17 protein-coding genes are annotated in these 17,519 nt (G+C 68.5%); 5 read left to right on the forward strand and 12 right to left on the reverse strand.

All coding sequences use genetic code 11. The features are described from left to right. Positions 1–28: 28 nt before the first annotated feature. The gene (locus tag ASD79_RS20215) at positions 29–466 is read right to left on the reverse strand and encodes a DUF3224 domain-containing protein (protein ID WP_056725176.1); all 438 of its coding nucleotides are present in this window, start codon (positions 464–466) and stop codon (positions 29–31) included. Positions 467–672: 206 nt separating this feature from the next. Between ASD79_RS20215 and ASD79_RS20220 the strand changes: the two genes are divergently transcribed. Continuing rightward, positions 673–1,026 (forward strand): hypothetical protein, encoded by a 354-nt coding sequence (locus ASD79_RS20220; RefSeq protein ID WP_156400599.1) that lies wholly within the window; start codon positions 673–675, stop codon positions 1,024–1,026. A 16-nt stretch (positions 1,027–1,042) separates the two neighbouring features. On the opposite strand, the gene ASD79_RS20225 is transcribed toward ASD79_RS20220, so the two are convergent. Continuing rightward, entirely contained in the window at positions 1,043–2,299 is a 1,257-nt protein-coding gene (locus ASD79_RS20225) for a DNA polymerase IV (protein ID WP_056724981.1), read from the reverse strand. 211 nt (positions 2,300–2,510) lie between these two features. Then, positions 2,511–3,158 (reverse strand): hypothetical protein, encoded by a 648-nt coding sequence (locus ASD79_RS20230; RefSeq protein ID WP_056724983.1) that lies wholly within the window; start codon positions 3,156–3,158, stop codon positions 2,511–2,513. A 122-nt stretch (positions 3,159–3,280) separates the two neighbouring features. On the opposite strand from ASD79_RS20230, the gene ASD79_RS20235 reads away from it, so the two are divergent. Together ASD79_RS20235 and ASD79_RS20240 are read left to right on the forward strand one after the other, a co-directional pair. After that, a complete protein-coding gene (locus tag ASD79_RS20235; RefSeq protein WP_028040271.1) occupies positions 3,281–3,649 on the forward strand; it encodes a response regulator in 369 nt (122 codons plus the stop codon). A 4-nt stretch (positions 3,650–3,653) separates the two neighbouring features. Further along, positions 3,654–5,021 (forward strand): PleD family two-component system response regulator, encoded by a 1,368-nt coding sequence (locus ASD79_RS20240; RefSeq protein ID WP_056724985.1) that lies wholly within the window; start codon positions 3,654–3,656, stop codon positions 5,019–5,021. Between the two features lie 178 nt (positions 5,022–5,199). Here the strand turns inward: ASD79_RS20240 and ASD79_RS20245 are convergent, their stop codons facing one another. The 3 genes from ASD79_RS20245 to ASD79_RS20255 form a co-directional block, all read right to left on the reverse strand. Next, positions 5,200–5,967, reverse strand: coding sequence for a glutaminyl-peptide cyclotransferase (locus ASD79_RS20245; RefSeq protein WP_056724987.1), 768 nt, complete (start codon positions 5,965–5,967; stop codon positions 5,200–5,202). 89 nt (positions 5,968–6,056) lie between these two features. Beyond that, positions 6,057–6,224 carry a 50S ribosomal protein L33 gene (gene rpmG / locus ASD79_RS20250; RefSeq protein WP_007673017.1) on the reverse strand — a complete coding sequence of 56 codons (168 nt, stop codon included), beginning with the start codon at positions 6,222–6,224 and terminating at the stop codon, positions 6,057–6,059. A 241-nt stretch (positions 6,225–6,465) separates the two neighbouring features. After that, on the reverse strand, positions 6,466–7,194 hold the full coding sequence (locus tag ASD79_RS20255; RefSeq protein ID WP_056724989.1) for an NUDIX hydrolase: 729 nt from the start codon (positions 7,192–7,194) through the stop codon (positions 6,466–6,468). A 168-nt stretch (positions 7,195–7,362) separates the two neighbouring features. On the opposite strand from ASD79_RS20255, the gene ASD79_RS20260 reads away from it, so the two are divergent. Then, positions 7,363–8,658 carry an amidohydrolase gene (locus tag ASD79_RS20260; RefSeq protein ID WP_056724991.1) on the forward strand — a complete coding sequence of 432 codons (1,296 nt, stop codon included), beginning with the start codon at positions 7,363–7,365 and terminating at the stop codon, positions 8,656–8,658. 22 nt (positions 8,659–8,680) lie between these two features. Beyond that, a complete protein-coding gene (locus ASD79_RS20265) occupies positions 8,681–9,727 on the forward strand; it encodes an SGNH/GDSL hydrolase family protein (RefSeq protein WP_056724993.1) in 1,047 nt (348 codons plus the stop codon). A 180-nt stretch (positions 9,728–9,907) separates the two neighbouring features. Here ASD79_RS20265 and rnr read toward each other — a convergent pair whose 3' ends face one another. The 6 genes from rnr to ASD79_RS20295 all read right to left on the reverse strand — a co-directional run bounded on the left by rnr (position 9,908) and on the right by ASD79_RS20295 (position 17,486). Continuing rightward, on the reverse strand, positions 9,908–12,235 hold the full coding sequence (gene rnr, locus ASD79_RS20270; RefSeq protein WP_056724995.1) for a ribonuclease R: 2,328 nt from the start codon (positions 12,233–12,235) through the stop codon (positions 9,908–9,910). Positions 12,236–12,455: 220 nt separating this feature from the next. After that, positions 12,456–12,821: a hypothetical protein gene (locus ASD79_RS20275; RefSeq protein WP_056724997.1), complete on the reverse strand. Its 366-nt coding sequence runs from the start codon at positions 12,819–12,821 to the stop codon at positions 12,456–12,458. A 49-nt stretch (positions 12,822–12,870) separates the two neighbouring features. Then, a complete protein-coding gene (gene topA / locus ASD79_RS20280) occupies positions 12,871–15,543 on the reverse strand; it encodes a type I DNA topoisomerase (protein WP_056724999.1) in 2,673 nt (890 codons plus the stop codon). 189 nt (positions 15,544–15,732) lie between these two features. Further along, positions 15,733–16,647, reverse strand: coding sequence for an alpha/beta hydrolase (locus ASD79_RS20285; RefSeq protein WP_056725001.1), 915 nt, complete (start codon positions 16,645–16,647; stop codon positions 15,733–15,735). A gap of 226 nt (positions 16,648–16,873) precedes the next feature. Next, on the reverse strand, positions 16,874–17,281 hold the full coding sequence (locus ASD79_RS20290) for a DUF2442 domain-containing protein (protein WP_056725003.1): 408 nt from the start codon (positions 17,279–17,281) through the stop codon (positions 16,874–16,876). Continuing rightward, positions 17,274–17,486 (reverse strand): DUF4160 domain-containing protein, encoded by a 213-nt coding sequence (locus ASD79_RS20295; RefSeq protein WP_200952335.1) that lies wholly within the window; start codon positions 17,484–17,486, stop codon positions 17,274–17,276. The genes ASD79_RS20290 and ASD79_RS20295 overlap by 8 nt, the downstream gene beginning before the upstream one ends. Between the last annotated feature and the right edge of the window lie 33 nt (positions 17,487–17,519).

The following is a 17,519-nucleotide window of genomic DNA, read 5'->3' on the forward strand; positions in this document are numbered from 1 at the left end:
CCCTCCCCATAAAGGGGAGGGAAGACGTCTAGGGTTCCAGCGTGTAGTCCATCACGTAGAGGTGCTGGCCGTCCTTGATCTCGATCTTGAACGTCCCGGCCAGGCCCTTCAGGTCGCCGCCGCCGGAATCGGGCACGATCAGCACCTCCATCACCCGCTTGTCGCCCTGCATCCAGCCATTGTGGACCAGGGCGAAGCTGCCCTTGTGGCCGTCCAGGGTTCCGGTGACCCGCTCGACCGCGACATAGGCCGCCGAGCCGGGCTTGGAGCCGCTGGCCGCCAGCATCTCGGCCTTGCCGGTCCCGACCAGGGCGCCGGCGAAGGTTTTGTCGATCGTCAGCCGGCTGAGCGTCGAACCGTCGCTCTTGTCTTCGGTCACCGGGGTGATCTTGACCTCGAAGGTCCCGACGGCGTGATGGGGCGTCGCGGCTAGGGCGGTGGCGGTGGCGAGGAGAGCGGCGAGCATGGCGCCCGCCAAGGCGAGGGAAGATCGAACGATCATGCTGAGACAGGCCTTTTGAAGAACGTTGTTCTTGCAATAGGGCAAGGTCGCCCTTTCGTCACGGCCTCTTGGAAACGCCGTTTGATGGGCTCCGCAAGTTGACGGATGCAACGTTGACGTGTCTAGATTGAAAGCGCACGGTTCGTCGTCGTTTCAATTGGGGACCATCCATGAAAGCGCCGTTGATTACAGTGTGCCTCGCCATCGCGGTAAGCCTGTCAGCCACGGCGGGCGTTCAAGCCGGATCGAGCAAGCCCAAGGCGACGGACGCCTTGCGCCTGGACGTCTATGTCGTGCGCCAGCAGGCCGCGGAACGCGATCCGGGCTCCGAGCGGACCATCAGGCAAGAACGTGAAGACTGGGTGATGGCGCTGAACGCTCAGGCCATGCCGGCGAGGCAGTCGAAATCGCGCCTGTCGGCCGAAGACTGTGATCGCCGCATGAAGATCGCCGTCCGCCAGAAGGATTTCGGCTTGGCGACACGCGTCGCGGCGGCCTGCCCCTCGGATGGCGCCAAGTCGTAGGGGCGACTCGCGCGGCCTACTTCCCCTTCAGCGCCCGCCCGGTCACCACCGCCCCGGCCCCGAACCTCCCCCGCAGGCCGTCGATCACCGTCTCGCTCTTCAGCGCCTTGCGCTCGTCGCCGGCGAAGAAGTCGTCGGCCGCGCCCTCGGCCGAGACGAAGTCGGTCAGGCCCGCGCCGATCAGGCGATAGCTCAAGCCCTTGGGCTCGGCCGCCAGCAGCTCGCGGGCCACCTGGAACAGGGTGCGGGCGGTCTGGATCGGGACGGGCAGGGTGCGGCGGCGGGTGTGGATCTTGAAGTCGGGGGTGCGCAACTTCAGGGTCGCCACCCGGCCGGCCACGCCGCCGGCCCGGGCCTGGCGGGCGACCTTCTCGCACAGCGGCCACAGCTCGTCCTCCAGCGCCTCGCGCTGGTGGAGGTCGTCGTTGAAGGTGGTCTCGGCGCTGATGGTCTTGCGCTCCTGCTCGGGATCCACCGCCCGCGCGTCGCGGCCGTGGGCCAGGTGATGCAGGCGCAGGCCGCTCGAGCCCAGCACCTTGACCAACCATTTGAGGTCGGCCGAGGCGATGTCGCCGACCGTGCGCAGGCCTTCCGAGGCCAGGGTGGCGACCGTGGCCGGGCCGACGCCGGGCAGGATCGACACCGGACGCGGGGCGAGGAACGCCTCGACGCCCGTCGCGCCGATCACCGAGAAGCCGCGCGGCTTGTCCAGCTCCGAGGCGATCTTGGCCAGGAACTTGTTGGGCGCCAGGCCGATCGAGACGGTGAGGCCGATCTCGGTCTCGATCTCCTTCTGGGCCCGGGCCAGCATCACCGCCGGCGGCGCGCCGTGCAGGCGCTCGGTGCCCGACAGGTCGATCCAGGCCTCGTCCAGCGACAGCGGCTGCACCAGCGGCGTCAGGGCGTCCAGCTTGGCCATGATCCGCCGGCTCTCGTGCCGGTACTTGGCGAAGTTGGGCTTGATGACCACGGCGTCGGGGCACAGCTTCAGCGCCTTGTACATCGGCATGGCCGAGCGCGGGCCGCTCATCCGGGCGATGTAGCAGGCCGTCGTCACTACCCCGCGCTTGCCCCCGCCGACGATCACCGGCTTGTCGCGCAAGGTGGGATCGTCGCGCTTCTCGACCGAGGCGTAGAAGGCGTCGCAGTCCAGATGGGCCATGCTCAGCTGGCCCAGCTCCTCGTGGAAGATCACGCGCGGCGAACGGCAGGACGGACAGCGCGAGACCTTGGCCTCGCCCGTCGCCAGGCAGTCGCGGCAGAGGGATTTCATGAGAGAGGAGCCTTCGCGGCCGGACGACCGCCTCTAAAACGGTTGTCATCCCGGACAAGCGAAGCGCAGATCCGGGACCGCCGGAAGCGTCTGCGTTCACGCGTCGGTCCCGGATCTTCGCGCTGCGCGCCGCCCGCTGTCAGGCGGGCCGCTTGCGCGACCCGAGGCCGGGATGACAACCGTTCTAGGCTATAGGCGATAGCCCCGACCTTCATGAGAACAGCTTGAGCTCGATGGCCGTCTTCAAGTCGGGCCACAGGTCGATGCGGGTGTGCCGCTCCGGCGCGCAGGGGGCGAGGGGGCGCAGGCGCGCGTCGGCCACCATCTGGAAGCGCGACACGCCAGGCGCGGTCTGGGCCACCGAGTCCAGCTGCGGCAGCAGGTCGTCGATGAACACCGAGGGCCCGGTGGTCCGCGCGGCCAGGTCGGCGGCGGGCGGGCCCTTGGGGCCGCTGTTGATCACCAGCGGATAGTCGAAGCCGTGGGTCTTCAGCCACCGGGCTCGCGATTGGCGGCCGTGCTCGGGGGCGTTGGTCAGGATCACCACGTCGGCTCGGGTCGACAGGTCGGCCAGGGCGTCGGCGGCCCCGTCGGCCGGCAGCAGGTCGCCCGACCCATCGCGGAAGAAGTCGTCGAACAGCGCCTTGCCGGCGATCAGGTCGACATGCTGGGTCTCGCCCGGCCGGTAGATGTTCTGGAACAGGGCGTAGCGGTCGAATCGCAGCTCGAAACCGTGGCGCGCGATGAACGCGCCGAAGCCGGCCATGAACTGGGCCAGCACCTCATCGACATCGACGATGACCAGGGGCGCATCGGGGCGCACGGCGCAGGCCTGAAGGTCGGAATAACTAGGGTCCATGATCCAAGGTCGGTGTCGTAAAACGCGATTAGCGCGGGCTTAAGGATATTCGTGGCATCTGGAACCCAGAAGCGACGCGAATCCCTCACGCGCCGCCACGGACCGGAATGGTCGGGGTCAGGATGACGAAGAAGGTCCTCATCGTGGAGGATAATGAGCTGAACATGAAGCTGTTTCATGATCTGCTCGAAGCCCAGGGCTACGAGATCCTGCAGACCCGCGAGGGCTTGCAGGCTCTGTCGATCGCCCGTGAGCATCGCCCCGACCTGATCCTGATGGATATCCAGCTGCCCGAGATCTCCGGCCTCGAAGTCACCAAGTGGCTGAAGGAGGACGACGATCTGTCACATATCCCCGTCGTCGCCGTTACGGCATTCGCCATGAAGGGCGACGAGGAGCGGATTCGCGAGGGCGGGTGCGAGGCCTATATCTCCAAGCCCATCTCGGTGTCGCACTTCCTCGACACCATCACCCGGTTGCTGGAGAGGTAGGCCCGTGAGCGCGCGCATCCTGGTCGTCGACGATATCGAGGCCAATGTCCGCCTGCTCGAGGCCAAGCTTTCGGCCGAATATTACCAGGTCTCTACAGCCCACGATGGCCCGACGGCCTTGTCGATGGCGGCCGACGAACTGCCCGACGTCATCCTGCTGGACGTGATGATGCCCGGCATGGACGGCTTCACCGTCTGCAAGAAGCTCAAGGAAGACCCGGTCACCCGCCACATCCCCGTCGTGCTGGTCACGGCGCTGGACGGCCGCGCCGACCGCATCCAGGGGCTGGAGGCGGGCGCCTCCGACTTCCTGACCAAACCCATCGACGACGTCATGCTGTTCGCCCGCGTGCGCAGCCTGACCCGCTTCAAGCTGGTGATCGACGAACTGCGCCAGCGCGAGGCCTCGGGCCGCCGCATGGGCGTGATCGCCGGAGCCGCCTCACGCCTCGACGGCCTGGGCGGCCGGGTGCTGATCGTCGACGACAACGAACGCCAGGCCCAGCGCGTGGCCGCCGAACTGGCGGTCGAGCACCGTCCGGTAGTCGAATCCGATCCCGTGAAGGCCCAGATCAGCGCCGGCGGGCCGGTCGATCTGATCATCATCAACGCCGCCGCCAAGGGCTTCGACGGCCTGCGCTTCGCCGCCAGCCTGCGCTCGGACGAGCGCACCCGCCACCTGCCGATCCTGGCCATGGTCGATCCCGACGAGCGCCCGCGCCTGGTCAAGGCGCTGGAGATCGGCATCAACGACATCCTGCCGCGGCCGATCGACCCGCAGGAGCTGTCGGCCCGGGTCAAGACCCAGATCCAGCGCAAGCGCTACACCGACTACCTGCGTCAGAACCTCGACCACAGCCTGGAGCTGGCGGTCACCGACCAGCTGACCGGCTTGCACAACCGCCGTTACATGTCCGGCCAGCTCGATTCGCTGGTCAAGCGCGCGGCCCTGGGCGGCGACCCGGTCGCGGCCCTGCTGATCGACATCGACCACTTCAAGAAGATCAACGACGGCTTCGGCCACGACGTCGGCGACGAGGTGCTGCGCGAGTTCGCCCTGCGCCTGGCCTCCAACGTCCGCGCCATCGACCTGCCTTGCCGCTACGGCGGCGAGGAGTTCACGGTGATCATGCCCGACACCCAGCTGGCCGACGCCCTGCGCATCGCCGAGCGGATCCGCATGCACGTGTCGGGCTCGCCGTTCCGGGTGGCTCACGGTTCGGAACTGCTGACGGTGACCATCTCGATCGGCGTCTCGGCGACTTTCGGCCCGAACGACACGCCCGAAACCCTGCTCAAGCGGGCCGACGAGGCGGTGTACGAGGCCAAGGCCTCGGGGCGGAACGCCGTCGTGGGCAAGGCGGCGGCTTAGGGGCTAGGCCCTAGGTTCATTCTCCAAATCCCCCAAAACTCCGCTCTTCCCGGCGAAGGCCGGGATCCAGATGGAATAGCGGTGGGCCTGACGCCAAGAGCGCTGAGCCCTTCCAATCAACCACACCGCCAGGGGATCTGGATCCCGGCCTTCGCCGGGAAGAGCGGATCATGAAAGATCAGTCCTTCGGAACCAGCCTGATCTCATACAGCCGCGGCCACAGCTTCCCCGTCACGATCAGCCGATCCGCCTTGGCGTCGTAAGCGATGCCGTTCAGCACGTCGGCCCCGGGTCGGTCCTCGACCGGCAACAGGCCCGTCAGGTCGATCCAGCCCTTCACCCGGCCCGTCACCGGGTCGATGCGGGCGATGCGGTCGGTCTGCCAGATGTTGGCGTAGATCTCGCCCTTGACCCATTCCAGCTCGTTGAGCTGGTCGACCGGCTGACCCTGGTCGGTGACCGTGACGCCGCCGGTCTCCTTCAGCGTCTCGGGGTCGAGGAACCGCAGGCGCGAGGTTCCGTCGCTCATGTAGATTCGATGGTCGTTGCGGGTCAGGGCCCAGCCCTCGCCGGGGTAGGAAAATTCGCCGCGGGTTTCGAAATCGTCGAGGTCGTAGATGAAGCCCAGCTGGTTCTGCCAGGTCAGCTCGATCAACCGGTCCTTCCAGTCGATGATGCCCTCGCCGAAGAACTGGCTGGGGATCGAGCGCTCCAGCTCCACCCGGCCGGTCCCCAGGTCGATCTTGCGGATCGACGAGGCGCCTTCGCGGCCGGTGCTCTCATAGAGGAAGCCGCCCAGCAGAAAGAGGCCCTCGGTGAAGGCGTTGGGATCGTGCGGATAGGTGCGCACCACCTGGTAGCCCTGGACCGGCGTGGCGGCGTGAGCCAGCGGCGAACAGGCGGTCAACAGCAAGGCGAAGAGGGCGGTCAGGAAGGGTTGGCGCATCTCAAACCCTTACCGGGCAACCGCCCAAAGAAAAACGCCCGACTTCGCAGCCGGGCGTTTTCGTGTGCGTCGCTGGGACGGACAAGATCCTACTTGATCTTGCCTTCCTTGAATTCGACGTGCTTGCGGATGACCGGATCGTACTTCTTCAGCACCATCTTTTCGGTCTTGGTGCGGGCGTTCTTCTTGGTCACGTAGAAGAAGCCGGTGTCCGCCGTCGAGTTCAGGCGGATCTTGATGGAAGCCGGTTTGGCCATGGTCGAATCCCTGCGATGGTCGCGCAGGTCCCTACGCGGTCGAAATAAGAGGCGCGGAACATACTCACCAGCTGGGCAAAGTCAACCGATGTGAGGCGGGCAATTCCTCCCCCCGTGGGGGAGGTGTCGGCGAAGCCGACGGAGGGGGGAGTTATAGGCCGGCAACCATGGCTCGGATCGACGACCCTGAAACTCCCCCCACCGGCCTTCGGCCGCCTCCCCCACAGGGGGAGGACCTTGTTCAAAGATAGCTCAGCTGCCGCGCCCCGCGCAGGAAGCGCATGAACGGGGCTGGACGTCCAGGCTCGGCCAGGCGCTGGCCGACCTCGTGGACGACGAAGCGGGTGATGTTGGGCAGGTCCAGCGCCCGGGCCTGGTCGAAGTCGAACCAGCCGATCTCGTCCAACTCACCGCAGTCGGGCTGGCGCTCCAGGCTGAGCAGGGCGCTGGCCGGGGCCATGAAGAACCGGGCGTCGAAGCGGCGGGTGCGGTAGGGCGGGGTGATGGCCCGGGCCACGAACGACAGCGACGCCAGGTCGGGCAGGGCGCCCTGGGCCAGGAACGGCCGCCAGGCCCCCGCGCCAGGCCGCGCGGGGGCGGCCTTGGCCAGCAGCAGGCCGGTCTCCTCGAAGGTCTCGCGCACCGCCGCCAGGGCCAGGGCGCGGGCCAGGCGCGCGGGCGTGGGGTGGCGCGGCTCGACGGCCAGCCGCGCGGCGGTGTCGGGCGACAGCTCGTTGGCCGAGGGCGCGACATAGTCGCCGCGATCGACCCGGCCGCCGGGGAACACCCACTTGTCGGCCATGAAGGCCAGGCCGCGATTGCGCCGGCCCATCAGCAGCCGGGGCCTCGGGCCGTCGTCGCGGACGATGATCAGGGTGGCGGCATGGCGCGGCTTCAGCACGCCGGCGTTGGGGTCGCGGACGTCGCCGTCGTTGCGGGTGTCGAATTGGGCTTCGGCTGGTTCGTCCATGCGGGGGAGCTTAGTCCGGAAGCGGACGGGCGCCAGCCGTCCGTAGGGGCAGGGCCCCCGTTTGGGGGACATGCCCATGGGCAGGTCGCCAGCAGCATCTCCCGCGCTTGACCGCCCCATGCTCCGCCGCCCAAGCTCGCGCGGGGATTTCAGGAATCGAGGGACGGCATGTTCGCAAGGGTTTCCGGGCTGGCTCTGGCCGCCGCATTGCTGGGCGCGCCCGCGTTCGCCGCGCCCTCCACCGCCCAGGTCGCCGCGGCCGCCAAGGCCGTCCAGCCCAAGGTCGTGGCCTGGCGGCGCGACATCCACGAGCATCCGGAGCTGGGCAACCAGGAGGTCCGCACCGCCGCCCTGGTGGCCAAGGAGCTGAGGGCGCTGGGCTTCGAGGTCCGCGAGGGCGTCGGCCGCACCGGCGTGGTCGGGGTGCTGAAGGGCGGCAAGCCAGGCAAGGTGGTGGCCCTGCGCGCCGACATGGACGCCCTGCCGGTCGAGGAGAAGACCGGCCTGCCGTTCGCCTCCAAGGTCACCGCCCCATGGGAGGGCCGGACCCTGCCGGTGATGCACGCCTGCGGTCACGACACCCACGTGGCCATGCTGCTGGGCGCGGCGACCGTGCTGGCCGGCATGAAGGCGGAGATCCCCGGGACGGTGGTGGTGATCTTCCAGCCGGCCGAGGAGGGCTCGCAGGCCGGCGAGGAGGGCGGGGCGCTGCTGATGATCCGCGACGGCGTTCTGGACCACCCCAAGGTCGACGCCATCTTCGGCCTGCACATCGGCCCCGGCGACGCCAATGCCCTGAACTACCGGGCCGGCGGCTTCTATGCGGGCTCCGAGCGCATGACGATCACCGTCAAGGGCAAGCAGACCCACGGGGCGCGGCCGTGGGCCGGGGTCGACATGGCCAGCGTCTCGGCCGACATCGTCCAGGCCTTCAACCAGATCGCCGCCCGCCAGATCGACGTCGGCGCCTCGCCGACGGTGCTGACCGTGGCGACCATCAACATGGGGGTGCGCAACAACATCATCCCCGAGGACCTGGTGATGACCGGCACCCTGCGGACCTTCAATCCGGCCCGGCGCGCGGACGTGATCGACAGGGTGCAGAAGACGGTGGCGGCGATCGGCGACCGCTACGGGGCCAAGGCCCAGGCGGTGTTCACCCAGCCCTATCCGGTCACCTATAACGACCCGGCGCTGTCGGGATGGGTCAAGGCCAGCCTGGAGAAGGCCTCGCCGGGCAAGGTCGACGACCAGGCGGCGCTGGTCACCGGTGCCGAGGACTTCTCGCGCTACGGCGAGAAGATCCCGGCGGTGTTCGTGCAGTTGGGCGGCCGGCCGGCCAACGTGCCGGCGGCGACCGCCCCGGCCAACCACTCGCCGTATTTCGACGTCGACGAGGCGGTGTTCGAGACGGGGGTTAAGGCCGAGGTGATGATGGCGCTGGACTATCTTGCGAAGAAGTAGGCGTGCGTCGAAGGAGATTTTCTTGCGGTTCTTGAGTTTCGCCGCGGTCGCGGTCCTGGCCCTTTCCCATCCGGCGTCGGCGGCGGAGACCGCCCTGACGCCCAATATCGGCGGTCGGGCGGTGGCCCAGCCCGGCGGCGCGGCGGCGTTCGGCTGGCCGGGCGTCTATTTCGAAGGTCGCTTCACCGGGCCTTCGGTCGAGGTGGCGGTCGATGCGGGCGCCGAGCACCTGGCGGTCAGCGTCGATGGGCGGGTTCGCGCCGAGCTGAGCACCGGTTCGGCCCGCCTGACGCTGGGCGGCCTGGGGCCGGGCGAACACGTCGTGCGCCTGGACAAGCTGACCGAGAGCCAGACCGGCTCGGCGCGGTTCCTCGGGTTCTTCGTGGGATCCGGGGGCCGGGCCCTGCCGCCGCCCGCCCGCGCCCGGAGGATCGAGTTCATCGGCGATTCCCATACCGTGGGTTATGGCGTTCGCTCGACGAAGCGCGACTGCACGCAGGCCGAGATCCACGACCTGACCGACACCAGCCTGGCCTTCGGCCCGACCCTGGCGCGCCGCCTCGACGCGGACTATCGGATCGTCGCCTTTTCCGGGCGGGGCGTGGTGCGCAACTATGGCGGCTCGTCGCCGGGCCAGTCCTTGCCGGCGCTCTATTCGCGCATGATCCCCGGCGAGGCCTCGCCGAGCGTCGATCCGGCCGAGCCCTGGCGGCCGGACCTGATCGTCATCGGCCTGGGCACGAACGATTTCTCGACGCCCCTCCAGCCGGGCGAGGCCTGGACCGATGACGCCGCTCTGCACGCCGCCTATCGCCAGACCTATGCCGCCTTCATTCGCGACCTGGCCCGCCGCCAGCCACAGGCGCGCTTCCTGCTGATCGCCGGCGACAGCTTCGCGGCCGACGTCGAGGACGTGGCGCGGACGGTCGACGCCGAAGCGCCTAGCCTGGCGACCCCGGTGCGGATCACCGGCATGGACCTGGGCGCCTGCGACTGGCACCCGTCGATCGCCGATCAGCGGATGATGGCCGACCGCCTGGAAGCGGCGGCCCGGGCGGTCCTTCCCTGAGGACCCTCTCCCATGGGGAGAGGGAGGGGCCCAAGCCAAGCTTGGGAGGGTGAGGGGGTTCTGAGTCCGACGGCGTGCCGGCAGGGCGCTCGCGTGAAATCGGTGAGGCTGTAACCCCTCACCCTCCCAACCGCTTCGCGGCCGGGCCCCTCCCTCTCCCGCTGGGAGAGGGTTCTACAACTACCGCCGCTTCCCGCGCCGCACGCCCTTGGGCAGCCCGCCGCGCGGCTTGACCGCCGCCTTCGACCGCGCCCCCAGCCTCGGCCGGGGCGCCTTCGGGTCGGCCGGCAGCGGCTCGCTCAGCATCTCGAACAGCAGGCCGCCGGTCACGGGCGTGGCCTCGCGCAGGCGGATATCCACCGCCAGGCCCAGCGGCCAGCGCTTGCCGGTGCGTTCGCCGACCAGGGCGTGCATGCGGTCGTCGTGGACGAAATATTCCTCGCCCAGGGTCGAGACCGGCACCAGGCCGTCGGCCCCCGTCTCGTCCAGCTTCACGAACAGGCCAAAGCGGGTGACGCCGGTGATCCGGCCGGTGAAGGTCGCGCCCACCCGGTCGGCCAGGAAGGCGGCGATGTAGCGGTCGGTGGCGTCGCGCTCGGCGGCCATGGCCCGGCGCTCGGCGTGGGTGATGACCTCGGCGGTGTCCTTGATCTGCGAGATGTCCTGGTCGGTCAGGCCGTCGTCGCCCAGTTTCAGGGCCCGGATCAGCGCCCTATGGACGATCAGGTCGGCATAGCGGCGGATCGGGCTGGTGAAGTGGGCGTAGCGCGCCAGGTTCAGGCCGAAGTGCCCGAGGTTGTCGCTGGAATAGTGGGCCTGCATCTGGGTGCGCAGGACCACCTCGTTGATGATCGCCTGGTGCGGGCTCTCGCGGGTGTCGTCCAGCAGCTTGTTGAAGCGCGCGGTGGTCGGGGCCTCGCCCTTCGACCACTTCACTTCCAGGGTCTGCAGGAACTCGACCAGGCTCATGACCTTTTCCTGGCTCGGCGTGTCGTGAACCCGGTAGATCAGCGGCGTGCGCTTGGCTTCCAGGCTCTCGGCGGCCGAGACGTTGGCCTGGATCATCATCTCCTCGATCAGCTTGTGGGCCTCGAGGCTGGGGCGGCGGGTGATCGAGGCGATCTCGCCGTCCTGGGTAATGATGATCTTGCGCTCGTCGCTCTCGATGGCCAGGGGCGAGCGGATGTCGCGGCCCTTGCCCATCAGGCGGAAGGCGGCCCACAGGGGCTTCAGGATCGGGTCCAGCAGCGGGCCGGCCTTGTCGGCGTCCTGGCCTTCCGGCGGGGCGACGCCGTCGATGGCGGCCTGGGCCTGCTCGTAGGACAGCTTGGCGGCGCTGCGCATCAGCCCGCGCACGAACCTGTGGCTCTTCTTTCGGCCGGCGTTGTCGAACACCATCCGCACGGCCAGGGTCGCCCGGTTCTCGCCTTCACGCAGCGAGCACAGGCCGTTGGACAGCACTTCGGGCAGCATCGGCTCCACCCGGTCGGGGAAATAGACGCTGTTGCCCTTCTCGCGGGCTTCGCGGTCCAGCGTCGTGCCGGGGCGCACATAGGCGGCGACGTCGGCGATGGCCACCCAGACGATCCAGCCGCCCACATTGCCGGCGTCCGGGTCGGGATGGGCGTAGACGGCGTCGTCGTGGTCGCGGGCGTCCACGGGATCAATGGTCACGAACGGCAGGTCGCGCAGGTCGTCGCGGCCTTCCAGCGTCGGCGGCTTGGCGGCGGCGGCCTCGGCCTCGGCCTCTTCGCTGAAGCCGGTGGGGATGCCGTGGCTGTAGATGGCGATCAGCGAGGCGGCGCGCGGGTGGTCTTCGCGGCCGACCACTTCCAGCACCTTGCCGAACTTGGGACCGTAGCGGCCCGAGGCCGTGCCGACCTGGGCCAGCACCAGGTCGCCGTCCTTGAGGTCCTTGGCCTCCTGCTCGTTGAGCAGCAGGCTTTCCTTGGACTTGCGGTCGACGGGCTCGACGCGGGTCTCGCGGCGGTGCTTGCGGATGACACCCAGCACCTTGTGGGCGCTCTGGCCCAGGCGCTTGATCAGCCGGGCCTCGGTGTCGCCGTTCTCCAGCTGCTCGAAACGGACCAGCAGGCGGTCCCCCATGCCCGGCGCGCCGCCGGCGTTGGCGTCGCCCTTGCCGGGGGCCAGGCGGATCAGCGGCAGGTCCTCGCCGCCCTTGGTCAGGCGAACGAACAGGTCGCCGTCGGCGTCGGTTTCGACCACGTCGGCCACGCCGACGGGGGGCAGGGCGCCGGCTTCGGCGAAGCCACGACGACCGCGTTTGCCCAGGGCGCCTTGGGCCTCAAGTTCGCGCAGCATCTCGCGCAGGGCCCGGCGGTCCGCGCCCTTGAGGCCGAAATGGCGGGCGATGTCGGCCTTAGCCGCCTCGCCGGCGTCGCGCAGGAAGGCGATCAGGGTGTCACGGTCGGGCAGACCCGCGGGGGGCTTCACCGCCTTGGAAGCGGCGGGGAACTTGGATGATTTGGGCGAGCGCGGTTTGGCCATGTCCTTCGTCTAACGCGGGACGGGGGGCGATGGGAAAGGGAAATGGGATCGGGGCCTGCTCGCGCGCACGGTCTGCCCTAAAATCCCTGTCATCCCGGACGAGCGTAGCGAAGATCCGGGACCGACGCCTGAGCGCCGCGCTTCCGGCGGTCCCGGATAACGGCTTCGCCGTTTCCGGGATGACAAGTCTTTGAATTGGGAAACTTATCGCCCTTCGACCTCAGTACAGATCCTCGATCCGCTGCGGGATGGACTGTGGCGGCGGCTCCGGCTTCTTCTCGGCGATCGGGGGAGGCGACGGCGCCGTCTCGATCACCGGGGCGGCCTCGTCGGGCGCCTCGACCACCTCGACCGGCTTGGGCTTGGGCGCTTCCACGGGCGGCGGCGGCGGGGCGATCGCCACCACGGGCTGGGCCTCGCGCACCGGCACGCCCGACACCTCGGCCAGGGGCGCGGTGGAGACGGCCTGGCTCTTGTCGCCCTTGTCCATCGCGCCCTTGAGCCCGAACGCGAAGCCGCCGACCGCGATCGCCGACAGGATCACGACCACGACAGGCAGAGGGAGGGGGCGTTCGAGCGACGTCATGAGCCTAGCCTAACCCCCAATCTTTCACTGACCAAGAGACCGAGGCGCGTCACGCCTCGGCTTTGGCTTTCTTGGCGGCGGGCTTTTTCGCCGCCGGTTTCTTGGCCGCCGGCTTCTTCGCCGCAGTCTTCTTCGCAGGAGCCGCGCCATCCGCCGCGACGGCCTTCGCCTTGGCTGGAGCCTTCTTGGTCGCCGCCTTCTTCGCCGGCTTCTTGCCGCCGCCCTTGGCGACGCGGTCGGCCAGCAGCACCACGGCCTCGTCCATGGTCAGGGCGGCCGGATCGGCGCCCTTGGGGACGTTGGCGTTGGTGTCGCCGTGCTTGATGTAGGGCCCGAAGCGCCCCGACAGCACGCGCACCGGCTTGCCGTCTTCCGGGTGATTGCCCAGCTCGGCCAGCGCCGCAGCCTGGCCGCGCTGCGGACGCCCGCCGCCGGCCCGCTTGTCGGCCAGCAGCACCACGGCGCGGTTCAGGCCGATGTCGAACACCTCCTCGGGGTTTTCCAGGTTGGCGTAGGTGCCGTCGTGCAGCACGAACGGCCCGAAGCGGCCCAGGCCGGCGGTGATGGTCTTGCCGTCGTCCGGATGCTTGCCGACCTCGCGGGGCAGGGACAGCAGGCGCAGGGCCTTTTCCAGGTCCAGCCCGGCCGGCGTCCAGCCCTTGGGCAGGCTGGAGCGCTTGGGCTTGTCGCCGCTGTCGGTCGCCGCTGGTTCCTCGACATAGGGTCCGAAGCGGCCGTTCTTCAGCCACACCGCGCGGCCGGTCGCCGGGTTGATCCCCAGCTCCTTGTCGGCGGCTTCGGCCTCGCCGTCGCCCTCGGACGTCGCCAGCTGGCGGGTGAACCGGCATTCGGGATAGTTCGAACAGCCGATGAAGGCCCCGAACTTGCCCACCTTCAGCGACAGCATCCCTGTGCCGCAGGTCGGGCACAGGCGCGGGTCCGACCCGTCGCCCTTGTCGGGAAAGATGTGCGGGCCCAGCGACTCGTTGAGGGCGTCCAGGACGTTGGTGGTGCGCAGTTCGGCGATCTCGCCGACGGCGGCGTGGAAGTCCTTCCAGAAGTCCCGCAGGAATTCCTTCCAGTCCAGCTTGCCGTCTGACACCAGGTCGAGCTTTTCCTCCAGCGCGGCGGTGAAGTCGTACTCCACGTAGCGGCGGAAGAACTGCTCCAGGAACGCGGTGACCAGGCGGCCCTTGTCCTCGGGAATGAAGCGCTGCTTGTCCATGCGGACATATTCGCGGTCGCGCAACACGGTCAGCACCGAGGCGTAGGTCGAGGGGCGGCCGATGCCCAGCTCTTCCATCTTCTTGACCAGGCTGGCTTCCGAATAGCGCGGGGGCGGCTCGGTGAAGTGCTGGTCGGCGCGGGCGTCCAGCACCTTGGCGGTCGCGCCTTCCTCGATCATCGGCAGGCGGGCGGAATCTTCGTCGCCCTCGTCGTCGCGGCCTTCCTCGTAGACGGCCAGGTAGCCGGGGAACAGCACCACCTGGCCGGTGGCGCGCATCCCCGTCTGGCCGTCGGCGCTCTCCAGGTCGACGGTGGTGCGCTCGATGCGGGCGCTCTCCATCTGCGAGGCGATCATCCGCTTCCAGATCAGTTCGTAGAGGCGGGCCAGGTCCGGCTCCAGCCGCAGCGAGGCCGGGTTGCGGTTCAGGCTGGTCGGGCGGATGGCTTCGTGAGCCTCCTGGGCGTTCTTGGCCTTGGCCTTGTAGTAGCGCGGGGTCTCGGGGACGTAGGGCGCGCCGTAGACGTTGCCGATCACGCTGCGCGCCTCGGCGATGCCCTCGGGTTCCACCGACACGCCGTCGGTCCGCATATAGGTGATCAGGCCGACGGTCTCGCCGCCGATGTCGATGCCTTCATACAGCTTCTGGGCCGCCTGCATGGTGCGCTGGGCCGAGAAGCCCAGCTTGCGCGAGGCTTCCTGCTGCAGGGTCGAGGTGGTGAAGGGCGGGGCGGGCGAGCGCTTGCCCGGCTTCTTCTCGACGGCGGCGACCTTGAAGGTCGCCTTCTCCACCGCGGCCTTGGCGGCCAGGGCCGAGCCCTCGTTGTTGAGGTCGAACTTGGTGAGCTTCTTGTTCTCGTGCTTGACCAGCCGGGCGACGAACGGCTCGGCCCCGGCCGTGACGTCGGCCTCGACGCTCCAGTATTCCTGGGTCTTGAAGCGCTCGATCTCCAGCTCGCGGTCGACGATCAGCCGCAGGCAGACCGACTGCACCCGGCCGGCCGAGCGCGAACCGGGCAGCTTGCGCCACAGCACCGGCGAGAGGGTGAAGCCGACCAGGTAGTCCAGGGCGCGGCGGGCCAGATAGGCCTCGACCAGCTCCATGTCGATGTCGCGCGGATGGGCCATGGCCTCCAGCACCGAGGTCTTGGTGATGGCGTTGAAGGTGACGCGCTGGACGGACTTGTCCTTGATCGCCTTCTTCTTCTGCAGCACTTCCAGCACGTGCCAGCTGATCGCTTCCCCTTCGCGGTCGGGGTCGGTGGCCAGGATCACGCCGTCGGCGCCCTTCATGGCGTCGACGATGTCGCCGATCCGCTTGGCGCCCTTGGCGTCGGCCTCCCAGTGCATCGCGAAGTCGTTGTCGGGCTCCACCGAGCCGTCCTTGGACGGCAGGTCGCGGATGTGGCCGTACGAGGCGAGAACCGTGTAGCCGGAACCCAGGTACTTGTTGATGGTCTTGGCCTTGGCCGGGCTCTCGACGACGACGACGATCATTAGGACTCTGGACCTGGGGAGAAGGGGTCTTGTCCCCAGCGCACCTTGGGGGCGAACCTTGGACGAAGCGCCGGAAAGTGGGGGCGGCGCCAGGGGTCTGTCAACGGCGGCTGTGGCGATCGCCGCATTTGGATCGTGGCTCTCTCTATAAGAGAGAGGATTATTTGGCGCCGGATCGCTGCGGAGCGCCTATCGGGCTGGCGGAGATTTTCGGGCCGCATCGACCACCGACCGGACGGCGTAGACCACGACCTGGGGGGCGTCGTCCTGGATATAGTGCCTGGAATCCGGGACCAATCGGAACTCACCCGTGGTCGAACGCGCCGCCAGCTTGCGGTTCAGGTCGTGCTTGATCGCCGTGCCTTTCTTCCAGTCCTCGGGCTCGCCGGGAGGGGGCGCGGGAAAGGACACCAGCACGATCAAGGGCAGGGCGCCGAAGTCACGTTGCTTGGACCCGGCCTGACGGGAATCGACGCTGTCTCCATCGGCGTCGGCCAACATGCTGCGGATTTCCGAGATATTGGCCGCGATGTAGTTCGCCTTGCCCCAGCGCCGATTGATCTCTTCGTGAAAGGCGGGCTCCTTGCCCGGCGGATCTTCCAGGCAGTCGGCGGGATTGTGGGCCGGTGTCAGATCGGCTTCCCGCGCGGCCTTCAGGCAGAGCTCGCTGTCGGCGAGCGATTTCGCGAAGGCCGTCCTGCCCCGGTCCCACAGCGAACCATAGGCGCGGCCATCGCCCGGCTGGGCCGGATCCATCAGCACCAGGCCCGCCACGCGGTCGGGATGCAGGTTGGTGAAATAGGTGGCGTAGAGCCCGCCCAGCGAATGGCCGACCAGCACGACGGGGCCGTCGATCGGCGCCTTGTCGAGCAGCAGCGCCAGGTCGGCCACGGTGTTGTCGGCGTCCGACGCCCGTCGCGCCGCGTCGCTGAGGCCGTAGCCGGCGCGGTCATAGGCGCAGGTTCTCGTGAAGGTCGCGATACGCGCCTGCACCTTGCGCCAGGCCAGGCTGTCGTCGCCCATGCCGGATTCCAGGATCACCGTCGGGGCGCCCTGGCCCAGGCAGACGAGATTGAGGTGGCGGCCGGGTTCGACCGCGACCATCTGACTGGTGGTCGCGTAGAATGCAGGACCAAGACCTTGGTTGGGGGCGGCTTCCGCCGCTTGGGTTGAAACTGGGCCGGCGAGGGCGATTAGCGTAGCGGTCGCGAGAAGGCCGATGAGTTTCATTGAAGTGTCCCGCCCGAAGATCAGTCGAACACTGTCGACGATCTAGGTTCCCGTCAAGGTTGACGGAATTCTGGGCACGAGAACCTGTCCGCGGGTTCGGTCAGGCGGCTCCTGCCTTGCGCGGGCGACCGCCCTTGGCGCCGTTCGCCCGCGCGGCGGCGGCCTTGGCGGGAGACGAGCTTCGCCCGGCGATCCGAGCCATGTGCGCCTTCGTGCCGAAGATGCCGGCGGCCAAGCCCGGGATCGACAGGTCAACGTCCAACGCTTCCCAGTGGAGGCCGTAGCCGGCGCCCAGGACTTCCACTTGGGCCAGCTGTTCGTCGGTGGCGGTCTCGAGACCCTGGCCCAGGCGCGCTGGGAAGGCAAAGGCCGATCCGCTGGTGAGCTCCACGACAATACGACCTGTCGCTTGATCGTATCGAGCGGAGGCGGCTCTCGGCTCAATCAGGGCAAGTTGCTCGCCAAGCGCGGTGGCGGCGTCGATTTCCGCGTCAGTCAGCTCAGCCATGGATCTCGCTCCACCATGCGAGCAGGTCGTCACGCTGTTCTCTCACGATTGCCAGCGCTCGACGAACGTCCGCACGTTTCATGCCCTTGTTCCAAACGAGCCTCGGTGCATCGCCAGGTCCCGAGAGTTCGATTTTCGTCTCACCGTCACCGATCACATGGACATGCGCGGGCTCGTGGTCATCCACGTAGATGACGACGCGCATTCCGGACGCGCGATGGACGGTGACCACCGTCAG

The organism is Caulobacter sp. Root655 (assembly GCF_001427665.1).
Lineage (GTDB): Bacteria > Pseudomonadota > Alphaproteobacteria > Caulobacterales > Caulobacteraceae > Caulobacter.